This window comes from Mesorhizobium sp. YR577, from assembly GCF_900116595.1.
Classification (GTDB): Bacteria; Pseudomonadota; Alphaproteobacteria; order Rhizobiales; family Rhizobiaceae; genus Mesorhizobium_M.
Genome location: NZ_FPBI01000004.1, coordinates 241,758 through 263,688, shown reverse-complemented (window position 1 = coordinate 263,688; position 21,931 = coordinate 241,758). Strand labels below are relative to the sequence as shown.

The window sequence follows — 21,931 nt, the reverse complement described above, 5'->3', positions numbered from 1 at the left end:
GGACATATTCCTTGCTTTGCATGTCAAAAGGAAGTCCATGAGACAGCATTTCATGATGTTGGCCGCCTATAACGCTTGGGCCAATGGGCGCATTTACGACGTCGCCGCAACGTTCACCGAGGAGGAATTCTGCCGCGATACAGGCGCTTTCTTCAAGTCGATGATGGGCACGCTGAACCATCTTGTGGCCGCAGATCGCATCTGGATGAAGCGCTTCACAGGCCAGGGCGATGCGCCGGCAGCGCTCGACACGATCATCCATGCCAATTTCACCAAACTGCGTGCCGCCCGCGAAACCGAGGACAAGCGCATCTTCACCTGGATCGACGGGCTCGACGCGAAGGCTCTGGCCGGCCGCTTCAGCTACATGACCGTCAGCGACATGCGTACGATCTCGCAGCGTCTGGCACCGGCGCTCGACCATCTGTTCAACCACCAGACGCATCATCGCGGCCAGGCCCATATGATCCTGACCGTGCTCGGCAAACCATCCGTGCAACTGGATTTGATCGCCTTCCAGAGGACGGAAGAGGGGCGAGCCTACGCATGAATTGCGGGTTGCTGAAAATTTCCTTTGAAAATTATGGGTTAGTCGAGACTATCTAAACATCTAGTATAATTCGATCTATATCGAAGTAGATCAGAAACTATATTCATAGCTCTTTGAAACTAATCTCTCTGCTATTCGTAGTTGCATTGTTAGTCGGCGCGATTGTCGGCTGGCTCATGTCAACCACAGGAGAGAGTTATGGCTTCGATCATACGTAAAGTCGCCAAGACCTTGGCGAGTGGTGCAATCATTCTAGCATTCTGCATGCCGGTTCTGGCGCAGGACGCTCGCGGTGGCCTCGGTGGCTTAAGCAGCGTGAGCAACGGCCTTGGCCTCGGCGGCTCCAAGGGCGGCCTGAATGTCGGCGGCGCCAACGGCATCAGCGTCGGCGGCAGCAAGAACGGTGCCCTGGGCGTTGGCGTCAGTGTCGGCGGCGCCGGAGGCATCAACGCGGATGTCGGCGCGACTGTTGGCGGCAGCAAAGGGCTTGCGAATGTCGGCGTTGGCGCGACCGTAGGCGGCGCCAATGGCATTAACGCGAAAAGCAACACGTCGGTCGCCGGTCGCACCGGCCTGGTCGATTCCCGTACGGGTGCCACTATCGGCGGCGCCAACGGCGTGAGAGCCGGCGTCAACGCCAATGTCGGCGGCACGACGGGACTGGCGAGCGTCGGCATCGGTATCGGCATTGGCGGTGGAGCGTTGACACCCGGCAATCCTGGAACTCCGGGAAATCCTGGCACGCCTGGCAATCCCGGTACGCCCGGTAATCCCGGTACCCCTGGCAAGCCTGGCACTCCCGGCAATCCGGGCGTTACCCCCGGAACCCCCGGTGCTTCGGGCGTGGTTGCCGGCATGAGCTCCAAGGAATTGGCCCGCTACAAGCGCCGCTGCATCGAAATCCTGGGAAGCCCGTCCAGCTATGACGGCGACCTCGTAGCACTTTGCCGCTCAGTCCAGATGGCTGCGCGCTAACAGAGAACAGACGAGGAAAATGCCTCTAGAGATGTCGTGACATCCTGGAGCCCGTCATAGGCAAGAGAAAAGCGGCCCGCCACTGGCGGGCCGTTTTTCGTCCAGCTTCGATTTGCCCTACGGCGGAGGCCTTGCGAACTTCCGGCGTCCAGTGCAAAAGCCCGCAATGCTTATTATAAACGACCTTTCCCTCCGCATTGCCGGACGCCTGCTTCTCGACCACGCCTCGCTCACGCTGCCGGCGGGAACGAAGGCCGGGCTTGTCGGCCGCAACGGCACCGGCAAGACGACGCTGTTCAAGGCGATCACCGGCGACATGTCGGCCGAGACCGGCTCCGTCAGCCTGCCCAAGAACCTGCGCATCGGCCAGGTGGCGCAGGAAGCGCCGGGCACCGAGGAGCCGCTGATCGAGATCGTGCTAAAGGCCGATCTCGAGCGCGCAGCCCTTCTCGAAGAGGAGAAGACGGCGACCGACCCGCATCGCATCGCGGAAATCCACATAAGGCTGGCCGATATCGACGCGCATTCGGCCGAAGCGCGCGCCGCGACCATCCTTGCCGGCCTCGGTTTCGATGACGCGGCACAGAGGCGGCCGGCCTCGTCCTTCTCCGGCGGCTGGCGTATGCGCGTGGCGCTTGCGGCGGTGCTGTTTTCCGAGCCCGACCTGCTGCTGCTGGACGAACCGACCAACTATCTCGATCTTGAAGGCACGCTGTGGCTCGAAACCTATGTTTCGAAATACCCGCACACCGTGCTGCTGATCAGCCACGATCGCGACCTGCTCAACCGCGCCGTCAACTCGATCGTCCATCTCGACCAGAAGAAGCTGACCTTCTGGCGCGGCGGCTACGACCAGTTCGAGCGCCAGCTTTCCGAGCAGCGCGAATTGCAGGAGAAGGGCCGCGTCAAGCAGGAAGCGGCGCGCAAGCATCTGCAATCCTTCGTCGACCGCTTCCGCGCCAAGGCCTCGAAGGCGCGTCAGGCCCAGTCGCGCATCAAGGCGCTGGAGAAGATGAAGCCGATATCGGCCCTGCTGGAAGACAGGGTGCGGCCGTTCCATTTCCCCGAGCCGGTGAAGACGGTTGCCTCGCCGATCGTGGCGCTGGACGGTGTCGATGTCGGCTACCAGCCCGGCAGCCCGATCCTGAAAAAGATGACGCTGCGCATCGACGCGGACGACCGCATCGCGCTGCTTGGCGCCAACGGCAACGGCAAGTCGACCTTCGCCAAGCTGCTCGCTGGCCGGCTGAAGCAGGAAAAGGGCTCGATGACCATCGCGCCCGGCCTGAAGGTGTCGATCTTTGCACAGCATCAGCTCGACGATCTGCGGCCGGAGGAAAACGCCTACGAGCATGTGCGCCGGATGATGCCGGAAGCGCCGGAATCGAAGGTGAGGGCGCGTGTCGCCCAGTTCGGCCTTGCGACGGAAAAGATGAACACGCCGGCCAAGGATCTGTCCGGCGGCGAGAAGGCGCGTCTGCTGATGGGGCTGTCGGCCTTCGAGGGGCCAAACCTGCTCATCCTCGACGAACCGACCAACCATCTCGATATCGACAGCCGCGAGGCACTGATCCACGCGCTGAACGAGTTTCCGGGCGCGGTAATCCTGATCTCGCATGATCGCCATCTGCTTGAGGCCACCGCCGACCGGCTGTGGCTGGTCAAGGACGGGCATGTGAACCCCTATGACGGCGATCTCGACGATTACCGCCAGCAGGTCACCGGCGTCTCGGCCAACAGCCGCGAGAAGCGCGAAGCGGATAAGGCGTCCAAAGCCGACCGTCGCCGTGAGTCAGCGGCGCGTCGCGCCGCCATGGAACCGATCGCCAAGGAAATCCGCGCCACGGAAGCGCTGATGGACCGCATCCGCAAGCGCATCGACAGCATTGAGGACGAACTCGCCAACCCGGCAGTTTACGAGAAAGACCCCTCGACGGCGACGCAGCTCGCCAAGGAACGCTCGCAATTGAACGCCACGCTCAACGGCCACGAGGAGAAGTGGCTGAAGCTTTCGGCGGAATATGAGGAAGGCACGGCGGAGTAAGGTTTCTCTCTTCCTTCTTCCCGTTCATGGCCCTCGGGGAGATGGCTATAGAGTTCGACCCCCACTCCGTCTCGGCTTCGCCGAGCCACCTCTCCCCCGATCGACGGGGGAGAGGAAACGCCTCCATCGCCGCCGCGCCCTTCCTCTCCCCCGTCGAACGGGGGAGAGGTGTCACGCGAAGCGTGACGGAGTGGGGGTCGACCTGCGGCAATGGGCGATTGTCCTGCCATGCAACATTGCTACGAACAAAGAAAACCGCGCAATCCTGGCCCTACACCTTGCTTTCAAAACCCTGTAGTTTCGCCGCATGAACCAGCACGCCAAGCTCAGAATCGGCCATTCCGCCTGTCCGCATGACTGCCCGTCGACCTGCGCGTTGAATGTCGAGATCCTCGACGGCAACCGCATCGGCCGCCTGCATGGCGCCAAGGACAACAGCTACACGGCGGGCGTGATCTGCGCCAAGGTCGCGCGCTATGCCGACCGCATCCATCATCCCAACCGGCTTATGAAGCCGCTGGTGCGTGCGGGCGCCAAGGGCGAGGGCAGCTGGAAAGATTCGAGCTGGGAAGCCGCCCTCGATCTCGTGGCCGAAAAATTCATTCGCGCCGAGGAAAAGCTCGGCAGCGAGACGGTCTGGCCTTACTTCTATGCCGGCACCATGGGGCTGGTGCAGCGCGACGGCATCGACCGGCTGCGCCATGCGAAAAAATATTCGGGCTTCTTCGCCTCTATCTGCACCAATCTCGCCTGGACCGGCTATGTGCTGGGCACGGGCGCGCTGCGCGGCTCGGACCCGCGCGAGATCGCCAAGTCCGACTGCGTCGTGATCTGGGGCACCAATGCGGTGGTAACCCAGGTCAATGTGATGACCCATGCGGTGAAGGCCCGCAAGGAGCGCGGCACGAAGATCGTCGTGATCGACATCTACGAGACGGCGACGATGAAGCAGGCCGACATGGCGCTGGTGCTGAAACCGGGCACGGATGGCGCGCTGGCCTGCGCGGTGATGCATGTGCTGTTTCGCGACGGCTTCGCCGACCGCGACTATCTCGAAAAATACACCGACGATCCGAAGGGGCTGGAGGCGCATCTCGCCAGCCGCACGCCGCAATGGGCCGCCGCGATCACTGGCCTTTCCGTCGAGGAGATCGAAGACTTTGCCAGACTGGTCGGCACGACGAAGAAAACCTTCTTCCGCCTCGGCTACGGCTTCGCGCGCCAGCGCAACGGCTCGGTCAACATGCATGCGGCGCTGTCGATCCCGGCGGTCACCGGTGCCTGGCAGTATGAGGGCGGCGGCGCCTTCCACTCCAATTCCGGCATCTTCAAGCTCAACGGCGAATTGCTGGAAGGTACGAAGCTGCGCGACCCCAAAATCCGCTATCTTGATCACTCCCGCATCGGGCCGGTGCTGACCAATGCGGAGGACGCGCTTTACGGCGGCCCGCCGGTGACGGCGATGCTGATCCAGAACACCAACCCGGTGAATGTCGCGCCCGAGCAGCGGCTGGTGACGCAGGGTTTTCTGCGCGACGACCTGTTCACCTGCGTGCACGAGCAGTTCATGACCGACACGGCAAAGCTCGCCGATGTCGTGCTGCCGGCGACGATGTTTCTGGAGCATGACGACATCTACAAGGGCGGCGGCAACCAGCATATCACGCTTGGGCCGAAGCTGGTCGAACCGCCGGAAGGCCCGCGCACCAACCACTATGTCATCGAGGAACTGGCCAAGCGGCTGGGCGTCTCGCATTTGCCGGGCTTCGGGATGACCGAACGCGAGCATATCGACCACATGCTCTCAAAGCGCGGTTTAGGCGATTTTGATAGCCTCGAAGCCAGCCGCTGGGTCGACATGCAGCCCGAGTTCGAGGATGCGCATTTCCTGAATGGTTTTGGGCATCCCGACGGCAAGTTCCGTTTCAAGCCGCAATGGAACGGCGGCGCCGCACCCAACAGGCCGCCCAAGAGCATGGGCGTCTTCGGCCCGGTCGAGCAGCTTCCCGAATTCCCCGACCATGTCGACCTGATCGAGGTGGCCGACGCCGAGCATCCTTTCCGGCTGGCGACATCGCCGGCGCGCAATTTCCTCAACTCGACGTTTGCCGAAACGCCGGTGTCGCGCGAGAAGGAAGGGCGGCCGGAACTGCTGATCCACCCTGAGGACGCCACAGCACTCGGCGTTGCCACGGGCGACCGCGTCGAGATCGGCAACCCGCGCGGCGAGGTGGTCCTGCATGCCAGGCTGTTCGAGACGATCCGGCGCGGCGTGGTCATCGCGGAAGGCATCTGGCCGAACTCCGCTCACGAGCGCGGCGAGGGCATCAACGTCCTGACCGGCGCCGACGCGCCAGCACCCTATGGCGGTGCGGCCGTGCATGACAACAAGGTCTGGGTGCGGGTGGCGGGTAGCCTATAGCAATGCCGTCAAATCGCGTGCGCCGTGCACCACTCGGACGATCTCGATATGCGTTCCTATATGCCGGTACAGCACCAGATAGTTTCCGATTGTCAGCGCTCGCGCGTCAGGCGCGATGTCTGGCCTGAGCGGGCCAGACTCCGGAAACGTTGCAAGCTGTTTGATCTTGACAGCGATGCTGTCCAGAAAGCGGTCGGCCGCCGCGGGACTGTCCAGCGCAATCTCGCACCATATGTCGATGAGATCGTCTTCAGCCGCAGGACTTCGGACGATTCTTAACTCAGCCATTGCGCGATGGGCTCGAATTCTTCTCGAAGCGGCCCCGTGCTCGCTGCTTGATCTCTTCGATATCGAAAGGCTGGGCTTCGCCGCTGGCCATGCCGTCCGTCCAGGCCTTTCGTAGCCGCTCGACCTCCACCTGCCTCAAAGGCTGACGCAGCTTCCAGTCTCGCAGCGCTTCGCGTATCACTTCGCTCGCCGAGGCGTATTCTCCGGTCGCGACGGCCTTTTTGACCATTTCGAGCAGGTCCGACGAAATCGCGACGCTTACTTTTTCCACCGTAGGCATGAGAGAACTCCTTCGGTGAAATGGTAGCAAGAATTGCCACCACGGACAACAGGCGCATCGTGCGCGACGGCGTTGCCGGATTTTGTGGCCTTCCCATTTTTCCGGCATTTCCGCATTATGCAGGCGCGACGGACCATCGAGGAGCATGCCATGAGCGGCGATCATAACCATGGCGACATGCAGAACACGCCGGTGTCGCGGCTGTGGATGGCGTTGGGGCTGACCGGCGCCTTCATGGTGGCGGAGGTCATCGGCGGCGTTTTCACCGGCAGCCTGGCGCTGATTTCCGATGCCATGCACATGCTGACCGACACGATGGCGCTGGCGATCGCATTGCTGGCGATCCATGTCGGGCGCCGGCAGGCGGACCTGCTGCGCACCTATGGCTATGCCCGTTTCGAAATACTGGCCGCCGCCTTCAACGCGTTGCTGCTGCTTGGTGTCGCTTTCTACATTCTCTACGAGGCCTGGAAGCGGCTGTTCGAACCGCAGGATATCGCCTCGCTGGGCATGCTGGGCATTGCGGTCGTGGGGCTTGCCGTCAACTTCCTGTCGATGCGGCTCCTGAGCGGCCACAAGGACAACAGTCTCAATGTGAAGGGCGCCTATCTCGAGGTCTGGGCCGATATGCTGGGTTCGCTCGGCGTCATGGCGGGTGCAGCAATCATCTGGGTGACCGGCTGGCAGTGGGTCGATTCGCTGATTGCTGTCGGCATCGGCTTCATGGTTTTCCCGCGCACCTGGGTGCTGCTCAAGGAATGCGTCAACATCCTGCTGGAGGGCGTGCCGCCGGGCATGAAGATCGATGAGGTCGAGAGCGCTATTGCGGCAGTGCCCGGCGTGGCCTCGGTGCACGATCTGCATCTTTGGGCGATCACCCAGAGCAAGCCGTCGCTGACCGCGCATGCCGTGCTATCCGATGGCGCGGATGCAGAAACGGTGCGCCTCGCCATCGAGGCGCGCCTTCAGGCGGATTTCGACCTGCATCACACGACGCTGCAGATGGAACGGGTGCCGTGCAAACCCGTCGAACGGATTCACTGAGAGGTTCGTGCAGTCAGTCGAGATCTTTTGGCCGCAGGAAATGGCTGAGCCGCGCTGCTCCGGCACGCAGTTCGTCCCATCGGCCATCGAATTCCAGCCGTGCCAATCCGGCGGTCGGGAACTTCTTGCGCAGTTGCTGCATAGCGGTTTCGTCGGAACCTTCGCCGGCAATCAGCGTGGCGAAATCCTGCATGCCCGGATTGTGCCCGAGCAAAATGAGGGAGGTGATCTCCTCCGGCGCGTGGCGCACCTCGGCCAGCAACTGGCCCGCCGAGGCTTCGTAAAGCGTGTCGCGGAAGGTTGGCTCGATGAAGCGCGGCGATTGAGCGGCGACGATCCGCCAGGTTTCCCGCGTGCGGACCGACGGCGAAACCAGCGCCATCTGAGGCAGCCAGTTGCGCGCTGCAATTGCCTTGCCCATCAGCGGGGCGGCATCCAGGCCGCGGGGCGACAGCGGCCGATCGAAATCGTCGAGATCGGGGTCGCCCCAGCTCGACTTGGCGTGACGCAGGAGAAGCAGTTCCTTCATCGTGCGGCTCCAGCCAGTGGCTCTTGGCGGCTTACGGAGTGAAGCGCGCCAGCGCCTCGAGATCGACCGCCTCGCGAACAGCACTCGGCGAAGAGACAAACGCCGTTGCGATCTGCTCGACATGCTCGATGTCGGAAAACACCGTCTTGCCGTCCTGCATCGCGGCCTTGCCTTCGCAGACCATGCGCAGTGCCAGCGGGAAAAGGTGATGCTCGGCCTTCAGCACGCGCGTGGACAGCGTCTTTTCGTCATCGCCGATCAGAACGGGAACCGCAGACTGCGCGATGATCGGGCCGTCATCCATCTCCGGCGTCACGAAATGCACCGTGCAGCCATGGATGCGCGTGCCGGCGTCGAGAGCGCGCTGATGCGTGTCGAGCCCCTTGAAGGCGGGCAGCAGGGCAGGGTGGATGTTGATCATCTTTCCCTGCCATTTCGCGACGAAACCAGGCGTCAGAAGCCGCATATAGCCGGCGAGGCAGACGAGCTCGGCGCCGAAGCCCGCGAGTTCGTTGTCGATCGCCGCATCATGCGCGTCCTTGCTGGCGAAATCGCCGCGCGTAACGACGCGTGTCGGGATGCCCTTGGATGTTGCCAGTTGCAGCCCGCGCGCGTCCGCCTTGTCGGAGACCACGCCGACGATCTCGGCCGGAAAGGCGCGGTCGTCGGAGGCTTCGATCAGCGCGGCCATGTTGGAGCCGCGCCCGGAGATCATGATGACGATGCGTTTGCGGGTCATAGGGCGATGGCACCTCGATAGATGACGCCGCTATCGCGGCGCGGCACGATGCGGCCGATCGGCGAAACGGTTTCGCCGGCTTCCTGTAGCACGGCGGCGACCTGTGCCGCCTGTCCCGATGCGACGACCATGATCATGCCGACGCCGCAGTTGAAGGTGCGCATCATCTCGTTTGCAGCCACGCCGCCCGTCTTGGCAAGCCAGGAGAAGACCGGCGGCACTTCGATGGCGTCGAGGTCGAGTTCGGCGGAAAAATCCTGCGGCAGCACGCGCGGAATGTTTTCGGGGAAGCCGCCGCCGGTGATGTGCGCCAGCGCCTTGATGCCATGCGTGCCGCGGATCGCCTTGAGTACGGACTTCACATAGATGCGGGTCGGCTCGAGCAGCGCTTCGGCCAGCGTGCGGTCGTCGGCGAAGGGGGCAGGATCGTTCCAGTCGAGGCCGCTTGTCGCGACGATGCGGCGGACCAGCGAAAAGCCGTTGGAATGGATGCCCGACGAGGCGAGGCCAAGCAGCACGTCGCCTTCGACGATATCGTCGGTCGGCAGCAACTGGCCGCGTTCGGCCGCACCCACGGCGAAACCGGCGAGGTCGTAGTCCTTTTCCTGGTACATGCCGGGCATTTCGGCCGTCTCGCCGCCGATCAGCGCGCAGCCGGCCTGCCGGCAGCCTTCGGCGATGCCGCCGACGATGGAGGCGCCCTGTTCGGGGTCGAGTTTGCCGGTGGCGAAATAGTCGAGGAAGAACAGCGGTTCGGCACCCTGTACGACGATGTCGTTGACGCACATGGCGACGAGGTCGACGCCGATCGTGTCGTGCTTGCCGGCCTCGATGGCAATCTTCAGCTTGGTGCCGACGCCGTCATTGGCCGCGACCAGCACCGGATCGGAAAAGCCTGCGGCCTTCAGGTCGAACAGTCCGCCGAAGCCGCCGATCTCGCCATCGGCGCCGGGGCGGCGCGTCGAGCGCACCAGCGGCTTGATCTTCTCGACCATGAGGTTGCCGGCATCGATGTCGACGCCTGCCTGCGCATAGGTGAGCCCGTTCTTCTGGCCGCTCATGGCTGTTCCTTTGACTGTCGACGGTTCAAGGGCGGCTCTTCGCATGAACCGCCCCGCCCTGCAAGAAGTGGGGCAAAAGCGATGCGACTTTAGGCGGCAAAAATCGTGGACAGAAGTCTGTCGCGGTCTGGTATCTTGCAGGCAGAGTCGGGCTTGACCATGTATCAGGCTCGAGGTGTTGGGAGATCGCGGGGAGGTAATGACGTCGTGACCGTCGCGAATATGATCACGATTCTGCGGTTCGTGCTGGTGCCGGGCGTTATCTACGCGCTTTTGAGCAACCGAACCGACTGGGCCCTTGCCGGATTTGTCATCGCCGGCGTTTCGGACGGCGTCGACGGTTTTGTCGCGCGTCATTTCAACCAGCGCACGGAACTGGGCGCCTATCTCGACCCGATGGCCGATAAGCTGCTTCTCGTCAGCGTCTTTGTCATGCTCGGCTTCATGGGCGAACTGCCGCTCTGGCTGGTGGTGGCGGCGGTTTCGCGCGACGCGCTGATCATCTGCGCGGTCGTTCTGTCGACCGTGATGGCAAATCCCGTGGCGATGAAGCCGCTGATGGTTTCGAAGGCCAATACGGCAGTGCAGATCGTTCTTGCCGCCTTCGTGTTAGGCGAGCTTGCCTTTGGAACGAATTACGACCTCATTCGGTTCGGCCTGATATTCCTGTCCGGGCTCTTGACCGTCGCTTCGGCAGCGGCCTATCTCGTGGACTGGCTGAGGCACATGAATGGTTATGGCGAAAGCGAAAATCCAAACGGTTGAGGTGACTCAGGAGGATCCGTCGGCAGCGGCGTTCCGCCGGCAGATCCGTTTCTGGATCATTACGGCGCTCGTGCTCGCGCTGCTGATCTATCTGTTCAGCGACGTTCTGCTGCCTTTCGTGGCCGGCATGGTGCTGGCCTATTTCCTCGATCCGGTGGCCGACCGCCTGCAGCGGCTCGGATTGTCGCGCCTCATGGCGACGATCCTGATCCTGATCACGTTTCTCATTATCGTGGTGATTGGGCTCGTCATCCTGATACCGATACTGGCCTCGCAGCTTTCGGATTTCATCACCAAGCTGCCGGAATATCTGACGCAGTTGCAGGGCCTCATCACCAGCTTCGACCCGCAATGGATCGAGCAGCGCTTCGGCGTCAACGCCAACGATCTGCGCGAAGGGCTGAATTCGCTGGCGACCACCGGTTTCGGCTTCTTGACGACGGTGTTCAAGTCGATCTGGAGCTCCAGCATGGCGCTCTTTTCCATCGCCAGCCTGTTCGTGGTGACGCCGGTCGTCGCCTTCTACATGCTGCTCGACTGGGACCGGATGGTCGCAACCGTCGATCGCTGGGTGCCGCGCGACCACGTCAAGACCGTTCGCCAGATCGCAACCGACATCAATTCCGCCACCGCCGGCTTCGTGCGCGGGCAGGGCACACTGTGCCTCGTGCTCGGGCTTATGTATGCCGCCGGCTTGACGCTGACCGGCTTGAAATTCGGCGCGCTGATCGGCCTGTTTGCCGGCCTTATCAGCTTCATTCCCTATGTCGGCTCGCTGGTCGGGCTGGTGCTGTCGGTTGGCCTTGCCTTCGTGCAGTTCTGGCCGGACTGGATCATGGTGGTGGCCGTTGCCTGCGTGTTCTTCGCCGGCCAGTTCATCGAGGGCAACATCCTCCAGCCCCGGCTCGTCGGCAAAAGTGTCGGGCTGCACCCGGTCTGGCTGATGTTTGCGCTGTTCGCCTTCGGCGCGCTGTTCGGCTTCGTCGGCCTGCTTATCGCCGTGCCGGCGGCGGCAGCGATCGGCGTTCTGGTGCGCTTTGCGATATCGCAATATCTCGAGTCGCCGCTCTACAAGGGCCATCCCGAGATTGCCGAGGCAAAACCGGCCCGCACAGCCAGAGCTCCGCGCGCCGATGGCTAGGTTGTGATCTGCCATGCGTGAGCCGGAAAAACCGCGCCAGCTGCCGCTCGATCTCGGCCATACGCCGGGCTATTCGCGCGACGATCTCGTGGTGTCGCAGGCCAACGCACAGGCCGTTTCGCTGGTAGACCGGTGGCCGGACTGGCCATCGCCGGTGGTGGTTCTCGCGGGGCCGGCAGGCTCGGGAAAGTCGCATCTCGCGGCGATCTGGCGCGATGCTTCGCATGCGCTGCCCCTCAAGGCTTCCGATATCGAGAAGCACGTCGCTGAAATCGACGGCACGCGGCCGGTGGTGATCGATGATGCCGACGACCGGTTTCTCGACGAGAATGGCCTGTTTCACCTCATCAACCAGGTTCGCGCGACCGGCACGCAACTGCTTCTGACGTCCCGTCGCTTTCCAGCCGCATGGGGCGTGACCTTGCCGGACCTGGCATCGCGGCTGAAGGCTGCGGCGACCATCGAGATCGACGAGCCGGACGACTTGCTTCTGGCCGGCGTCATCACCAAGCTCTTCGCCGACCGCCAGATAGAGGTCGATCAGAATGTCGTGCAGTTTCTGGTCAGGCGCATAGAGCGCTCACTGTCCACCGCGATCCGCGTTGTCGACAGGCTCGACCGCGCCGCACTCGAACAGAAGACGCGCATCACCCGTGCGCTGGCCGCCGAAACGCTGAATGCGCTCGACCAGGGACAGGCAGAGTTCGAGATTTAAGGCTGCTTCAGCGGGCGAGGCGGCGATAGACCTGCTGCGCCGCCAGGAGCACTGCAAGAATCGTGGCGTTCGAAAACAGGCCGACAGCAATCGCGGTCACGGTATCCTGACCCTCCTTCGCGCCGAAGCTCGTCGGAATGAGCACAGCCACGAAGACCAGCCCGAGCGCGATCGGTATCCAGCGATTCAGCGCCTGGGCGGTATTGGCTGCGGTGAGCAAGAGCGCAATCAGCAGACCGATCCTGAAAATGTCGGTCAACTGGGCGAGATAGATATCGATAATTGGCATGCGTCCTCCCTGACTGCGCGCGATAATGTGCAGGCTGCAGCGCTATGTCGAGAGGCCTTGGCGCTCTTGTAGTGGCGCTTGCCGGTGAGCGCCATTTCTGGTCACCTTTGATTTTTAAAGGGGCAGGGATTCGGGCATGACCAACAACGGACTCCTACTCAAAGTCTTGGCTGCTGTGATCGGGTGTTTTGCCGGCGCTTACATTGGCCAGGAACTGCTGGGCGGCGCAGCGCTTGGATGGACCGTAACCGGCGCCATCGTGGCGGTATTCTGCTATCCGCTGTTCAAGACCTTGATGGAACGGCGCGCCCGTCCATAAGGGAGCGCTATATCGGGAGGCGTTGGCTCTTATCGCCTGCGCGTCAGTTTTCCTGAACCGATACGCCTGATTCATCGATCCGCAGTTCGACGCCGGACGGCTTCGATTCTTCGCGATAGACGTAGATGCCGAGCGCGATGACCGCGACGACGAGCGCACCGATTATGAGATAAAGTCTGTTTTGCTGCATGAAAGTGCCCCGTTCTTAACGTTCTGGAATAGGAAAAAGGCCGGTAAATCCGGCCTTTTGTTTTCGATCGAGACGATCAATACCAGCGACGGCGAGGTTCGCTGCTTGCCTGCCCGACGGCTATGCCAAGCAGGAAGCCGACAATGCCCACGAAGCCGAGCACAGCCGTCGTGGTTCCCGGATTCTCGCGGGCCACCTCGGAAACGGCCTGGGCCTGCGTGCGCAACTGCTGCGTTGCCTTGGACGCGCGATCCGATGCGCTTTCGTAAAAGCTGGATGCCTGATCGCGGGCGTCATCCATCAGTTCGGCGCTGCGTGCCGAGACGGTCTTGTTGATCTTCGTGATCTCCTTGCGAAGATCGGCGATCTGCTTTTCGAGCGCCTTCTGAATATCTTCTGAGCTGGGTGTGTCGGCCATAAAGGATTTCCTTGTATAGGGGAGGTTCAGGAACGGCCTTCGAGCCGGATCGTTCCCGAACTATTTTGTCGAAAACGTTTCCCGCGATCAAAACACTGCGAGATACTTCAGCAGCGAGATGATGCCGATGACGATGACGATAAGCTGGACGATCTGGCGCATGCGGCCGTCGATCGGAAGTCGCTGAACGAGATAGAGCACCAGTATGATTACAAGAAACGTAATCAGGATGCCGATGAGAACCGATGAAGCCATAACCCCTTCTCCATGATTGACGGCGTGGCCGTCGTCTGAACTAGGCATAAACTATGCACCGACTAACGCCCGGACACCGTACGGGTTCCATTCGAGATCATTCTTGAGACGCCAAATCGGGATTTTGTGTTTTCCGGGCTTGCCTTCCAAACCGGCAAACCCTATGGACTGCATCGTTCGGAGTGTAGCGCAGTCTGGTAGCGCATCTGGTTTGGGACCAGAGGGTCGGGAGTTCGAATCTCTCCACTCCGACCAAAACGATGAGGGAAACATGTCTGCGCGCATCTTCAGCCCCGCCAAGACGGCGATGCAGTCGGGTAAGGCCAAGACTGGTCTCTGGGTTCTCGAATTCGATCCGGCCATGCCGCGAAAGATCGACCCGCTGATGGGCTACACCACCTCGCGCGACATGAAGAGCCAGATTCGCCTCACCTTCGGCTCGAAGGAAGAGGCGGTCGCCTATGCCGAGAAGCATGGCCTCGATTTTCGCGTTCAGGAACCGAAGGAAGCCAAGCGGCGCCAGATTTCCTATGCGGAGAATTTCCGCTTCGACCGCAAGATTCCCTGGACACACTGAACCGCGCACGAGCCGGTTTGTGTGCTGAGGGGCGCGCGGTCCCGTAGCTCAGCTGGATAGAGCACCGGCCTTCTAAGCCGATGGTCACAGGTTCGAATCCTGTCGGGATCGCCAATAATTTCAATGGCTTAGGTTTCTGCCTTTCCTTTTGGATTTTTAAGTCGAGGTGGCAGGATTCATGCCGCTTTGTCGGCCGATTCGATGGTCATGTGCAGACCGAGCGCGCTCATCACTTTCATGATGGTGGCGAACTCCGGGTTTCCATCGACGCTGAGCGCCTTATACAGGCTTTCGCGGGAGACACCGGCGGTCTTGGCGATCTGGGTCATGCCATGTGAGCGGGCTACGTCACCAAGGGCTTTGGCGAAGAAAGCCGCGTCGTTCTCTTCGAGTGCGGCATCAAGGTAGGCGACGACATCCTCCCTGGTGTTGAGGAAGTTGACAACGTCCCATTTCTTCGTCTGCAGAGCCATTTATCCAACTCCTTTTGCCAGTTCCTTTGCGCGCTCGACATCGCGACTTTGAGAAGTCTTGTCGCCTCCGCACAGGAGGATCACGACCTTGTCGCCTTGTCGAACAAAATACACCCGGTAGCCGGGGCCGAAGACCAAACGTAGTTCGCCGATCCCGTCGAAGAATTTGTGGTCACCGAGATTGCCTTCTTTGACGCGCTCGATGCGCACCATAATTCGGCTTCGCGCCTGCCTGTCTCGTAAGCTATCCAGCCATTCCTCAAACTCGGTCGTATAGTGAACGGCAGTCACCAAAATAGTATCCTACAGGCTACAAAGCAACAAGATGCTATTTCATTCTAGCTAGGTGCCTCTGTTTCGTGAAGGATGCGTGTAGCCTGTTGTCGGGTTCTGCGCCCGTTGCAGAACTCTCGCGGCGAAATAGCGGACATATTACATCGGCAGGAAACGCTCATGACCTCGACGGATTCCGACCTTCCCATCGCTCACTGGTCCGATATCGAAAATCCTGACGGCGAGACGTTCAAGGGCACGGACGAGCAGCGCAGTATCAACGCTGCCTTCGGCGCGCATTTCGGCCTCGAGCGGCTCGGCATTCATCATGAGCGCTTGCTGCCGGGCCGGCGCACATCCTTTCCGCATGCCGAAAGCGCGGAAGAAGAATTCGTCTATGTGCTGGAAGGCGAACCCGATGTCTGGCTGGATGGCCGGCTGCATCGGCTCAAGCCGGGCGATGGCGTCGGCTTTCCGGCAGGCACGGGGCTCGCCCACAGTTTCCTGAACAACACCGAGACGGAAGTCCGGCTGCTGGTCGTGGGCGAGACGGCCAAGGCGGAGAACCGAATCGTCTACCCGGTCAACCTCGAACGCAAAGCGATGCGCGACGACTGGTGGGACGATCACCCCAGGCGCCCATTGGGCGACCACGATGGATTGCCCGACAGGGTGCGGGCATCAAGGGCGAAGTAGGGGAGAGGCGTTGCCGCCTCAATCCTCCACCGCCGCTGCGGCTGCCAGTCCCTTGGCGATATCGGCCTTGATGTCCTCTACGTTCTCCAGCCCGATCTGCAGCCGGAGGATCGGTCCTTCATACGGCCCCTTGGCGACGACGCGGTCGCCGAGGAAGACGTGCACCGCAAGGCTTTCATAGCCGCCCCAGGAATAGCCGAGGCCGAAGATTTCGAGCGCATCGAGGAAGGCATGCGCCTGCTTCTGGCCGCCACCGGCCAGCACGACCGAAAAGATGCCGCTGGAGCCTGAAAAGTCGCGCTTCCAGATGGCGTGGCCGGGGTGGCTCTCAAGGCCGGGGTGAAGGACGCGGGCGACGCCGGGCTGCTTTTCCAGCCAGCGGGCGATTTCAAGCGCGCTTTCCTGATGGCGCTCCAGCCGCACGCCCATGGTGCGCAGGCCGCGCAGCACCTGATAGACATCGTCGGGTGCCGCACAGCAGCCGAGCGTCAGGAAACCCTGATGCAGCCTTTCCCATGATGCGGCGTTGGCCGAGACGGTTCCCAGGAGAACGTCGGAATGCCCGGCGGGGTACTTGGTTGCTGCGTGGATCGAGACATCGACGCCGTGGTCGAGCGGCTTGAAATAGAGCGGCGTCGCCCAGGTATTGTCCATCATCACCACGGCGCCGCGTTCATGAGCCGCTTTGGCGATTGCTGGAATGTCCTGCATCTCGAACGTGTTGGAGGCCGGCGATTCGGTGAACACGACCTTGGTGTTCGGCTTCATCAGCTCGGCAATGCCCGCGCCGACATGGGGATCGTAATAGTCGACCTCGATGCCCAGCCGCTTCAGCATGGTGTCGGCGAAATTGCGGGTCGGATGGTAGACCGAATCGACGATCAGCACGTGGTCGCCGGCCGACAGGAAGGCAAGCAGCGGCACCGTGACGGCGGCCAGCCCCGACGGCACGAGGATGGTGCCGGCCGAGCCTTCCAGCTCGTCGATGGCGTTTGCGAGTGCGTCTGTGGTCGGGGTGCCGCGCGTGCCATAGGTGTATTTTTGCGCGCGGGCCGCCAGAGTGGCGGCGTTCGGAAACAGGACCGTGGAAGCATGCACGACCGGTGGGTTCACGAAGCCGAAATAGTCGCGCGGATCGTTGCCCGCATGCGCCAGGCGCGTGTTGATGCCCATGTCTGTGTAGTCTCGCTTGGCCATGTCTTCCCCGCTTCGATAAGAGGCTGACAGGCATAAAGCGGCGGGCCGAACGGCGCAACCGAGACGGGGCGTGGCCAGCCTCGAACTTTGTTGCTCCAGCGAAGTTCACGCGGCGGAAAAAGACCTGCCGCAAGGGCAATTCAAAGGCGGAAAATACCCTCTAAATGTCGGTTTTGGGCATATGGTTTTCAATTTCCCCTTCATCCGGTCATTGTGCTTGACCTCACGGACATAATCGCTTTCGATGCAGTTCGTGATTGTGATTGCTGCGAGCGCATCCTCTGCGATGCCGCGTTTCGGAAATGGGCCGGAATGCCAACGCTGCTTCCGCACGGGAAAAAAACGGGGCAAGTTCCCGAACAACAACAGAAAAGGGTCTGTGGGTTATGAAAAACTCCGTAAAAATCATTTTGGGCGCTGCCGCATTGGGGCTGCTGGCTTCGGCCGCATCTGCTGCAACGCTCGATGATGTCAAGAAGAAGGGCTTCGTGCAGTGCGGTGTCAGCACCGGACTGGCCGGCTTCTCCGCGCCGAACGACAAGGGCGACTGGACCGGCATCGATGCCGATTTCTGCCGCGCCGTGGCGGCTGCGGTCTTCGGTGACGGCACCAAGGTCAAGTTCACGCCGCTCAGCGCCAAGGAACGCTTCACCGCGCTCCAGTCGGGCGAAATCGACGTCCTGTCGCGCAACACGACCTGGACCATCAACCGCGATACCGCACTCGGCCTGAACTTCGCTGGCGTCACCTACTATGACGGCCAGGGCTTCATGATCAACGCCAAGAAGCTGCCGGGCGTGAATTCCGCGCTCCAGCTTTCGGGCGCTGCCGTCTGCGTGCAATCGGGCACGACCACCGAACTCAATCTCGCAGACTACTTCAAGGCGAACAAGATGGAGTACAACCCGGTCGTCTTCGAGAAGCTCGAAGAGGTCAATGCCGCTTATGACGCGGGCCGTTGCGACGCCTACACGACCGACCAGTCGGGCCTCTATGGCATCCGCCTGACGCTCGGCGCGCCGGACGATCACGTCGTTCTGCCCGAGATCATCTCGAAGGAGCCGCTTGGACCCGCCGTCCGCCAGGGCGACGACCAGTGGTACCACATCGTCAAGTGGACCTATTTCGCGCTGCTGTCGGCTGAAGAGCTCGGCATCACCCAGGCCAATGTCGACGAGATGAAGAACTCCGGCAGCCCCGAGATCAAGCGCGTGCTTGGCACCGAGGCAGACACCAAGATCGGCACCGATCTCGGTGTGTCGAACGACTGGGTCGTCAACATCGTCAAGGCAGTCGGCAACTACGGCGAAATGTTCGAGAAGAACGTTGGCGCCGGCAGCCCGCTGAAGATCGCGCGCGGCATCAACGCGCTGTGGACCAAGGGCGGCCTGCAGTACGCTCCGCCGATCCGCTGATCGAGAACTATCCGGAGGGCGGATTCTCCGCCTTCCGGTTTCTCACATCAGGGGACGGTTAAATGGCATCCCAGGAAATACTTGGCCGGGACGCAGGCAGCCGCGTCTCGCTTATGAACGATCCTAAAATCCGCGGCATATTCTTCCAGATTGTCGTGGTGGCCCTCCTTGCGGCAGCGATCTACTGGATCGTCGGCAACACCGTCGAAAACCTGCGTCGCGCCAACATCGCATCCGGCTTCAGCTTCCTGCGCGGGCGCGCCGGCTTCGACATCAGCGACAGCCTGATCGCGTATTCGTCCGATTCCACCTACGGCCGCGCGATCATCGTAGGTCTTCTGAACACCATCGTGGTCGCCGTCGCCGGCATCATCACGGCCTCCATTCTCGGCTTTCTGATCGGTATCGGCCGGTTGTCGCGGAACTGGCTGATCCGCAAGATCTCGACCGTCTATGTCGAAGTGTTCCGCAACATTCCGCCGCTGCTGGTCATCTTCTTCTGGTATTTCGGTGTGCTTTCGGTTCTGCCGCCGCCGCGCGACAGCATTCACTTGCCGTTCGGATCGTTTCTCAACGGCCGTGGCTTTTACTTTCCGAAGGCAATCTGGGGCGAGGGCTCCTGGCTGATACTGGTGGCCTTCCTGCTTGCGATCGCCATGTCATGGTTCGTCGCGCGCAAGGCCCGTCAGCGCCAGATGGCGACGGGACAACCGTTTCCGATCCTGTGGACTTCCATCGGCTTGATCGTCGGCCTGCCTCTGCTGGCATTCATCTTCAGCGGTTTTCCGCTGACCTTTGATTTTCCGAAGCAATCCACGTTCAATCTGACCGGTGGTTTCCAGGTGAAGCCGGAGTTTCTGGCGCTTTATCTTGCCCTGTCCTTCTACACGGCAGCCTTCATCGGCGAGATCGTTCGCGCCGGCATCATGGGGGTGAACAAGGGGCAGAGCGAGGCGTCCTTTGCTCTTGGCTTGCGGCCCGCGCAGACGCTGAGGCAGGTGGTGGTGCCGCAGGCCATGCGCATCGTCATACCGCCGCTCACCAGCCAGTATCTGAACCTGACCAAGAACTCGTCGCTTGCCATCGCGATCGGCTATCCCGATCTCGTTGCAACGGGCGGAACGGTGCTGAACCAGACCGGCCAGGCCATTGAAGTCGTGGTGATCTGGATGGTCGTCTATCTCGGCCTCAGCCTGGTGACGTCGGCCTTCATGAACTGGTTCAATGCCAAGATGGCTTTGGTGGAGAGGTAAGGTCATGCAAGAACACGATCTTTCCTATGTCCGCGCCGAAATGGCGGTATCCGAGCCGGCGCCGGCGGGTGTGAGCGGGCTTGGCGCATGGGTTCGCAAGAACCTGTTCGCCACGCCCTTCGATTCCGCGCTGACGCTCGTCGGATTGCTGGTGGTGGCCTACATCATCCCGCCGCTCATCAACTGGGCGTTCATCAGCGCCCAGTGGACCGGCACCGACCGTACTTTCTGCGCGACGGTGGCCCAGGGCGGTGTGCAACCCGACGGCTGGTCCGGCGCTTGCTGGGCCTTCGTCAACGCGAAGTTCGGACAGTTCATGTTCGGCCGGTATCCGGTCGAAGAGCACTGGCGCGTCATCCTCGTAGCCATCATGTTCGTGGTGCTGCTGGTGCCGATGATGGTTCCTCGCATTCCTCGCAAGGGCCTGAACGCGATCCTGCTTTTTGCCGTGTTTCCCATCGTCGCCTACTTCCTGCTCACCGGCGGCTGGTTCGGCCTGACGCATGTCGAGACCCCGCTGTGGGGTGGCCTGCTGGTGACGCTGGTTCTGTCCTTTGTCGGCATTGCCGTTTCGCTGCCGCTTGGCATCGTGCTTGCGCTCGGGCGGCGCTCGAAGATGCCGGTCGTCAAGATGATCTGCGTGATCTTCATCGAGGCGGTTCGCGGCGTTCCGCTGGTGACGGTGCTGTTCATGGCCAGTGTCATGTTCCCGCTGTTCCTGCCGGCCGGCATGACCTTCGACAAGCTGTTGCGGGCGCTTATCGGCGTTGCGCTGTTTGCTTCGGCCTATATGGCCGAAGTGGTGCGCGGCGGTCTGCAGGCGATCCCGAAAGGGCAGTATGAAGGTGCCGATTCGCTGGGCCTGAGCTATTGGCAGAAAACGGGACTGATCGTGCTGCCGCAGGCGCTCAAGCTGGTCATTCCAGGCATCGTCAATACCTTCATCGGCCTCTTCAAGGATACGAGCCTGGTCTACATCATCGGCATGTTCGATCTGCTCGGCGTGGTGCGCCAGAACTTTTCGGACGCCGCCTGGGCCTCACCGCAGACGCCGATTTCGGGGCTGGTCTTTGCCGGTTTCGTTTTCTGGCTGTTCTGTTTCGGCATGTCGCGCTATTCCATTTACATGGAACGACGCCTCGATACCGGCCACAAAAGATAAATAAAGGGGAAGGCCAATGGCCATAGAAAACGCAGTCAGCGCCGAGGAGATCAAGGTCGATCTCGGCAAGATGCAGATCTCGGATACCGACGTCGCCATCGATATCGTCAACATGCACAAATGGTATGGCGATTTCCACGTCCTGAAGGACATCAATCTCCGGGTCATGCGTGGCGAGCGCATCGTCATTTGCGGACCTTCCGGGTCCGGCAAATCGACGATGATCCGCTGCATCAACCGTCTGGAAGAGCACCAGAAGGGCAAGATCATCGTCGACGGCAAGGAACTGACCAACGATCTGAAGAAGATCGACGAGGTCCGCCGCGAAGTCGGCATGGTGTTCCAGCACTTCAACCTGTTTCCGCATCTGACGATCCTGGAAAACTGCACGCTGGCGCCGATCTGGGTGCGCAAGACGCCGAAGAAGCAGGCCGAAGAAATCGCCATGCACTTCCTGAAGCGCGTGAAGATCCCTGAGCAGGCCAACAAATATCCCGGCCAGCTCTCCGGCGGCCAGCAGCAGCGCGTGGCGATTGCCCGCTCGCTGTGCATGAATCCGCGCATCATGCTGTTCGATGAGCCGACCTCGGCGCTCGATCCGGAAATGATCAAGGAAGTGCTGGAAACCATGGTGGGCCTTGCCGAGGAAGGCATGACCATGCTGTGCGTGACCCACGAGATGGGTTTTGCGCGGAAAGTCGCCAACCGCGTGATCTTCATGGATCAGGGCCAGATCGTCGAACAGAATACCCCGGCGGAGTTCTTCGATCACCCGCAGCATGAACGTACCAAGCTGTTCCTGTCGCAAATCCTGCATTGATCTTTTGGTACGCGCATTCGGTGCGTGCGCTCTCGATCATG

27 protein-coding genes and 2 tRNA genes are annotated in these 21,931 nt (G+C 61.4%); 17 read left to right on the top strand and 12 right to left on the bottom strand.

Features of this window, described 5'->3' with window-relative positions; translation table 11 throughout:
• Nucleotides 1-37 precede the first annotated feature (37 nt).
• The 4 genes from BM413_RS08145 to BM413_RS08130 all read left to right on the top strand — a co-directional run bounded on the left by BM413_RS08145 (nt 38) and on the right by BM413_RS08130 (nt 5,991).
• The gene (locus BM413_RS08145; protein WP_091912150.1) at nt 38-550 is read left to right on the top strand and encodes a DinB family protein; all 513 of its coding nucleotides are present in this window, start codon (nt 38-40) and stop codon (nt 548-550) included.
• Nucleotides 551-748: 198 nt separating this feature from the next.
• Nucleotides 749-1,525, top strand: coding sequence for a collagen-like triple helix repeat-containing protein (locus BM413_RS08140; protein WP_091912148.1), 777 nt, complete (start codon nt 749-751; stop codon nt 1,523-1,525).
• A 166-nt stretch (nt 1,526-1,691) separates the two neighbouring features.
• Nucleotides 1,692-3,569, top strand: a complete 1,878-nt coding sequence (locus tag BM413_RS08135) for an ABC-F family ATP-binding cassette domain-containing protein (protein ID WP_091912147.1) — start codon at nt 1,692-1,694, stop codon at nt 3,567-3,569.
• A 307-nt stretch (nt 3,570-3,876) separates the two neighbouring features.
• On the top strand, nt 3,877-5,991 hold the full coding sequence (locus tag BM413_RS08130; RefSeq protein WP_091912145.1) for a molybdopterin-containing oxidoreductase family protein: 2,115 nt from the start codon (nt 3,877-3,879) through the stop codon (nt 5,989-5,991).
• Here BM413_RS08130 and BM413_RS08125 read toward each other — a convergent pair.
• On the bottom strand, nt 5,986-6,279 hold the full coding sequence (locus tag BM413_RS08125; protein ID WP_091912143.1) for a type II toxin-antitoxin system RelE/ParE family toxin: 294 nt from the start codon (nt 6,277-6,279) through the stop codon (nt 5,986-5,988). The genes BM413_RS08130 and BM413_RS08125 overlap by 6 nt on opposite strands.
• Nucleotides 6,272-6,559, bottom strand: coding sequence for a type II toxin-antitoxin system ParD family antitoxin (locus tag BM413_RS08120; protein WP_091912141.1), 288 nt, complete (start codon nt 6,557-6,559; stop codon nt 6,272-6,274). The genes BM413_RS08125 and BM413_RS08120 overlap by 8 nt, the downstream gene beginning before the upstream one ends.
• Nucleotides 6,560-6,709: 150 nt before the next feature.
• Between BM413_RS08120 and BM413_RS08115 the strand changes: the two genes are divergently transcribed.
• Entirely contained in the window at nt 6,710-7,603 is an 894-nt protein-coding gene (locus BM413_RS08115) for a cation diffusion facilitator family transporter (RefSeq protein WP_091912287.1), read from the top strand.
• A 13-nt stretch (nt 7,604-7,616) separates the two neighbouring features.
• Here BM413_RS08115 and BM413_RS08110 read toward each other — a convergent pair whose 3' ends face one another.
• Genes BM413_RS08110 through purM form a run of 3 tightly spaced genes read right to left on the bottom strand, consistent with a single transcriptional unit; the run spans nt 7,617 to nt 9,932 of the window.
• Complete coding sequence (locus BM413_RS08110; protein WP_091912139.1) at nt 7,617-8,132, bottom strand: SixA phosphatase family protein; 516 nt, start codon at nt 8,130-8,132, stop codon at nt 7,617-7,619.
• A 31-nt stretch (nt 8,133-8,163) separates the two neighbouring features.
• Nucleotides 8,164-8,871 (bottom strand): phosphoribosylglycinamide formyltransferase, encoded by a 708-nt coding sequence (gene purN / locus BM413_RS08105; protein WP_091912137.1) that lies wholly within the window; start codon nt 8,869-8,871, stop codon nt 8,164-8,166.
• Nucleotides 8,868-9,932, bottom strand: coding sequence for a phosphoribosylformylglycinamidine cyclo-ligase (purM, locus tag BM413_RS08100; RefSeq protein WP_091912135.1), 1,065 nt, complete (start codon nt 9,930-9,932; stop codon nt 8,868-8,870). The genes purN and purM overlap by 4 nt, the downstream gene beginning before the upstream one ends.
• A 207-nt stretch (nt 9,933-10,139) precedes the next feature.
• Between purM and BM413_RS08095 the strand changes: the two genes are divergently transcribed.
• The 3 genes from BM413_RS08095 to hdaA are packed head-to-tail and all read left to right on the top strand — an operon-like array spanning nt 10,140 to nt 12,553.
• Nucleotides 10,140-10,697, top strand: coding sequence for a CDP-alcohol phosphatidyltransferase family protein (locus BM413_RS08095; protein ID WP_091912133.1), 558 nt, complete (start codon nt 10,140-10,142; stop codon nt 10,695-10,697).
• A complete protein-coding gene (locus tag BM413_RS08090) occupies nt 10,669-11,838 on the top strand; it encodes an AI-2E family transporter (protein WP_162931756.1) in 1,170 nt (389 codons plus the stop codon). The genes BM413_RS08095 and BM413_RS08090 overlap by 29 nt, the downstream gene beginning before the upstream one ends.
• 13 nt (nt 11,839-11,851) lie before the next feature.
• Nucleotides 11,852-12,553, top strand: coding sequence for a DnaA regulatory inactivator HdaA (hdaA, locus tag BM413_RS08085; RefSeq protein ID WP_091912129.1), 702 nt, complete (start codon nt 11,852-11,854; stop codon nt 12,551-12,553).
• A 7-nt stretch (nt 12,554-12,560) separates the two neighbouring features.
• Here hdaA and BM413_RS08080 read toward each other — a convergent pair whose 3' ends face one another.
• Entirely contained in the window at nt 12,561-12,842 is a 282-nt protein-coding gene (locus tag BM413_RS08080; protein ID WP_091912127.1) for a hypothetical protein, read from the bottom strand.
• Between the two features lie 136 nt (nt 12,843-12,978).
• Here BM413_RS08080 and BM413_RS08075 point away from each other — a divergent pair, with 136 nt between their 5' ends.
• Nucleotides 12,979-13,161 carry a hypothetical protein gene (locus BM413_RS08075; RefSeq protein ID WP_091912125.1) on the top strand — a complete coding sequence of 61 codons (183 nt, stop codon included), beginning with the start codon at nt 12,979-12,981 and terminating at the stop codon, nt 13,159-13,161.
• 43 nt (nt 13,162-13,204) lie between these two features.
• On the opposite strand, the gene BM413_RS33055 is transcribed toward BM413_RS08075, so the two are convergent.
• From BM413_RS33055 to BM413_RS08060, 3 genes are all read right to left on the bottom strand, one after another.
• Complete coding sequence (locus BM413_RS33055) at nt 13,205-13,351, bottom strand: hypothetical protein (RefSeq protein ID WP_091912124.1); 147 nt, start codon at nt 13,349-13,351, stop codon at nt 13,205-13,207.
• A gap of 76 nt (nt 13,352-13,427) precedes the next feature.
• Nucleotides 13,428-13,769 carry a hypothetical protein gene (locus BM413_RS08065; protein ID WP_091912122.1) on the bottom strand — a complete coding sequence of 114 codons (342 nt, stop codon included), beginning with the start codon at nt 13,767-13,769 and terminating at the stop codon, nt 13,428-13,430.
• An 87-nt stretch (nt 13,770-13,856) separates the two neighbouring features.
• Nucleotides 13,857-14,024 (bottom strand): Thivi_2564 family membrane protein, encoded by a 168-nt coding sequence (locus BM413_RS08060; RefSeq protein ID WP_091912120.1) that lies wholly within the window; start codon nt 14,022-14,024, stop codon nt 13,857-13,859.
• Nucleotides 14,025-14,202: 178 nt separating this feature from the next.
• Here BM413_RS08060 and BM413_RS08055 point away from each other — a divergent pair.
• From BM413_RS08055 to BM413_RS08045, 3 genes are all read left to right on the top strand, one after another.
• Nucleotides 14,203-14,279: transfer RNA gene (locus BM413_RS08055), tRNA-Pro, on the top strand.
• Nucleotides 14,280-14,295: 16 nt separating this feature from the next.
• The gene (locus tag BM413_RS08050; protein ID WP_091912119.1) at nt 14,296-14,601 is read left to right on the top strand and encodes an ETC complex I subunit; all 306 of its coding nucleotides are present in this window, start codon (nt 14,296-14,298) and stop codon (nt 14,599-14,601) included.
• Between the two features lie 37 nt (nt 14,602-14,638).
• Nucleotides 14,639-14,715, top strand: a tRNA-Arg gene (locus BM413_RS08045).
• A gap of 62 nt (nt 14,716-14,777) precedes the next feature.
• Here the strand turns inward: BM413_RS08045 and BM413_RS08040 are convergent.
• Both BM413_RS08040 and BM413_RS08035 read right to left on the bottom strand, forming a co-directional pair.
• Nucleotides 14,778-15,074, bottom strand: a complete 297-nt coding sequence (locus tag BM413_RS08040) for an addiction module antidote protein (protein WP_091912118.1) — start codon at nt 15,072-15,074, stop codon at nt 14,778-14,780.
• On the bottom strand, nt 15,075-15,365 hold the full coding sequence (locus BM413_RS08035) for a type II toxin-antitoxin system RelE/ParE family toxin (RefSeq protein WP_210188921.1): 291 nt from the start codon (nt 15,363-15,365) through the stop codon (nt 15,075-15,077). It abuts the gene before it with no gap.
• 162 nt (nt 15,366-15,527) lie between these two features.
• Here BM413_RS08035 and BM413_RS08030 point away from each other — a divergent pair, with 162 nt between their 5' ends.
• Nucleotides 15,528-16,043: a cupin domain-containing protein gene (locus BM413_RS08030; RefSeq protein ID WP_091912115.1), complete on the top strand. Its 516-nt coding sequence runs from the start codon at nt 15,528-15,530 to the stop codon at nt 16,041-16,043.
• 18 nt (nt 16,044-16,061) lie between these two features.
• Here BM413_RS08030 and BM413_RS08025 read toward each other — a convergent pair whose 3' ends face one another.
• Entirely contained in the window at nt 16,062-17,240 is a 1,179-nt protein-coding gene (locus BM413_RS08025) for a cystathionine beta-lyase (RefSeq protein WP_091912113.1), read from the bottom strand.
• 386 nt (nt 17,241-17,626) lie between these two features.
• Between BM413_RS08025 and BM413_RS08020 the strand changes: the two genes are divergently transcribed.
• The 4 genes from BM413_RS08020 (at nt 17,627) to BM413_RS08005 (ending at nt 21,890) form a co-directional block, all read left to right on the top strand.
• Nucleotides 17,627-18,655 carry an amino acid ABC transporter substrate-binding protein gene (locus tag BM413_RS08020; RefSeq protein WP_091912111.1) on the top strand — a complete coding sequence of 343 codons (1,029 nt, stop codon included), beginning with the start codon at nt 17,627-17,629 and terminating at the stop codon, nt 18,653-18,655.
• A gap of 62 nt (nt 18,656-18,717) precedes the next feature.
• A complete protein-coding gene (locus BM413_RS08015) occupies nt 18,718-19,908 on the top strand; it encodes an amino acid ABC transporter permease (protein WP_091912109.1) in 1,191 nt (396 codons plus the stop codon).
• A 4-nt stretch (nt 19,909-19,912) separates the two neighbouring features.
• The gene (locus BM413_RS08010; protein WP_091912107.1) at nt 19,913-21,070 is read left to right on the top strand and encodes an amino acid ABC transporter permease; all 1,158 of its coding nucleotides are present in this window, start codon (nt 19,913-19,915) and stop codon (nt 21,068-21,070) included.
• Nucleotides 21,071-21,086: 16 nt separating this feature from the next.
• Nucleotides 21,087-21,890 (top strand): amino acid ABC transporter ATP-binding protein, encoded by an 804-nt coding sequence (locus tag BM413_RS08005; RefSeq protein ID WP_091912106.1) that lies wholly within the window; start codon nt 21,087-21,089, stop codon nt 21,888-21,890.
• Nucleotides 21,891-21,931: the final 41 nt, after the last annotated feature.

Bases quoted from the DNA above. Each gene is read 5' to 3' on its own strand.
- BM413_RS08145 (WP_091912150.1), top strand. From the start codon at position 38: ATGAGACAGCATTTCATGATGTTGGCCGCCTATAACGCTTGGGCCAAT.
- BM413_RS08140 (WP_091912148.1), top strand. From the start codon at position 749: ATGGCTTCGATCATACGTAAAGTCGCCAAGACCTTGGCGAGTGGTGCA.
- BM413_RS08135 (WP_091912147.1), top strand. From the start codon at position 1,692: ATGCTTATTATAAACGACCTTTCCCTCCGCATTGCCGGACGCCTGCTT.
- BM413_RS08130 (WP_091912145.1), top strand. From the start codon at position 3,877: ATGAACCAGCACGCCAAGCTCAGAATCGGCCATTCCGCCTGTCCGCAT.
- BM413_RS08125 (WP_091912143.1), bottom strand. From the start codon at position 6,279: ATGGCTGAGTTAAGAATCGTCCGAAGTCCTGCGGCTGAAGACGATCTC.
- BM413_RS08120 (WP_091912141.1), bottom strand. From the start codon at position 6,559: ATGCCTACGGTGGAAAAAGTAAGCGTCGCGATTTCGTCGGACCTGCTC.
- BM413_RS08115 (WP_091912287.1), top strand. From the start codon at position 6,710: ATGAGCGGCGATCATAACCATGGCGACATGCAGAACACGCCGGTGTCG.
- BM413_RS08110 (WP_091912139.1), bottom strand. From the start codon at position 8,132: ATGAAGGAACTGCTTCTCCTGCGTCACGCCAAGTCGAGCTGGGGCGAC.
- purN (WP_091912137.1), bottom strand. From the start codon at position 8,871: ATGACCCGCAAACGCATCGTCATCATGATCTCCGGGCGCGGCTCCAAC.
- purM (WP_091912135.1), bottom strand. From the start codon at position 9,932: ATGAGCGGCCAGAAGAACGGGCTCACCTATGCGCAGGCAGGCGTCGAC.
- BM413_RS08090 (WP_162931756.1), top strand. From the start codon at position 10,669: ATGGCGAAAGCGAAAATCCAAACGGTTGAGGTGACTCAGGAGGATCCG.
- hdaA (WP_091912129.1), top strand. From the start codon at position 11,852: ATGCGTGAGCCGGAAAAACCGCGCCAGCTGCCGCTCGATCTCGGCCAT.
- BM413_RS08080 (WP_091912127.1), bottom strand. From the start codon at position 12,842: ATGCCAATTATCGATATCTATCTCGCCCAGTTGACCGACATTTTCAGG.
- BM413_RS08075 (WP_091912125.1), top strand. From the start codon at position 12,979: ATGACCAACAACGGACTCCTACTCAAAGTCTTGGCTGCTGTGATCGGG.
- BM413_RS33055 (WP_091912124.1), bottom strand. From the start codon at position 13,351: ATGCAGCAAAACAGACTTTATCTCATAATCGGTGCGCTCGTCGTCGCG.
- BM413_RS08065 (WP_091912122.1), bottom strand. From the start codon at position 13,769: ATGGCCGACACACCCAGCTCAGAAGATATTCAGAAGGCGCTCGAAAAG.
- BM413_RS08060 (WP_091912120.1), bottom strand. From the start codon at position 14,024: ATGGCTTCATCGGTTCTCATCGGCATCCTGATTACGTTTCTTGTAATC.
- BM413_RS08050 (WP_091912119.1), top strand. From the start codon at position 14,296: ATGTCTGCGCGCATCTTCAGCCCCGCCAAGACGGCGATGCAGTCGGGT.
- BM413_RS08040 (WP_091912118.1), bottom strand. From the start codon at position 15,074: ATGGCTCTGCAGACGAAGAAATGGGACGTTGTCAACTTCCTCAACACC.
- BM413_RS08030 (WP_091912115.1), top strand. From the start codon at position 15,528: ATGACCTCGACGGATTCCGACCTTCCCATCGCTCACTGGTCCGATATC.
- BM413_RS08025 (WP_091912113.1), bottom strand. From the start codon at position 17,240: ATGGCCAAGCGAGACTACACAGACATGGGCATCAACACGCGCCTGGCG.
- BM413_RS08020 (WP_091912111.1), top strand. From the start codon at position 17,627: ATGAAAAACTCCGTAAAAATCATTTTGGGCGCTGCCGCATTGGGGCTG.
- BM413_RS08015 (WP_091912109.1), top strand. From the start codon at position 18,718: ATGGCATCCCAGGAAATACTTGGCCGGGACGCAGGCAGCCGCGTCTCG.
- BM413_RS08010 (WP_091912107.1), top strand. From the start codon at position 19,913: ATGCAAGAACACGATCTTTCCTATGTCCGCGCCGAAATGGCGGTATCC.
- BM413_RS08005 (WP_091912106.1), top strand. From the start codon at position 21,087: ATGGCCATAGAAAACGCAGTCAGCGCCGAGGAGATCAAGGTCGATCTC.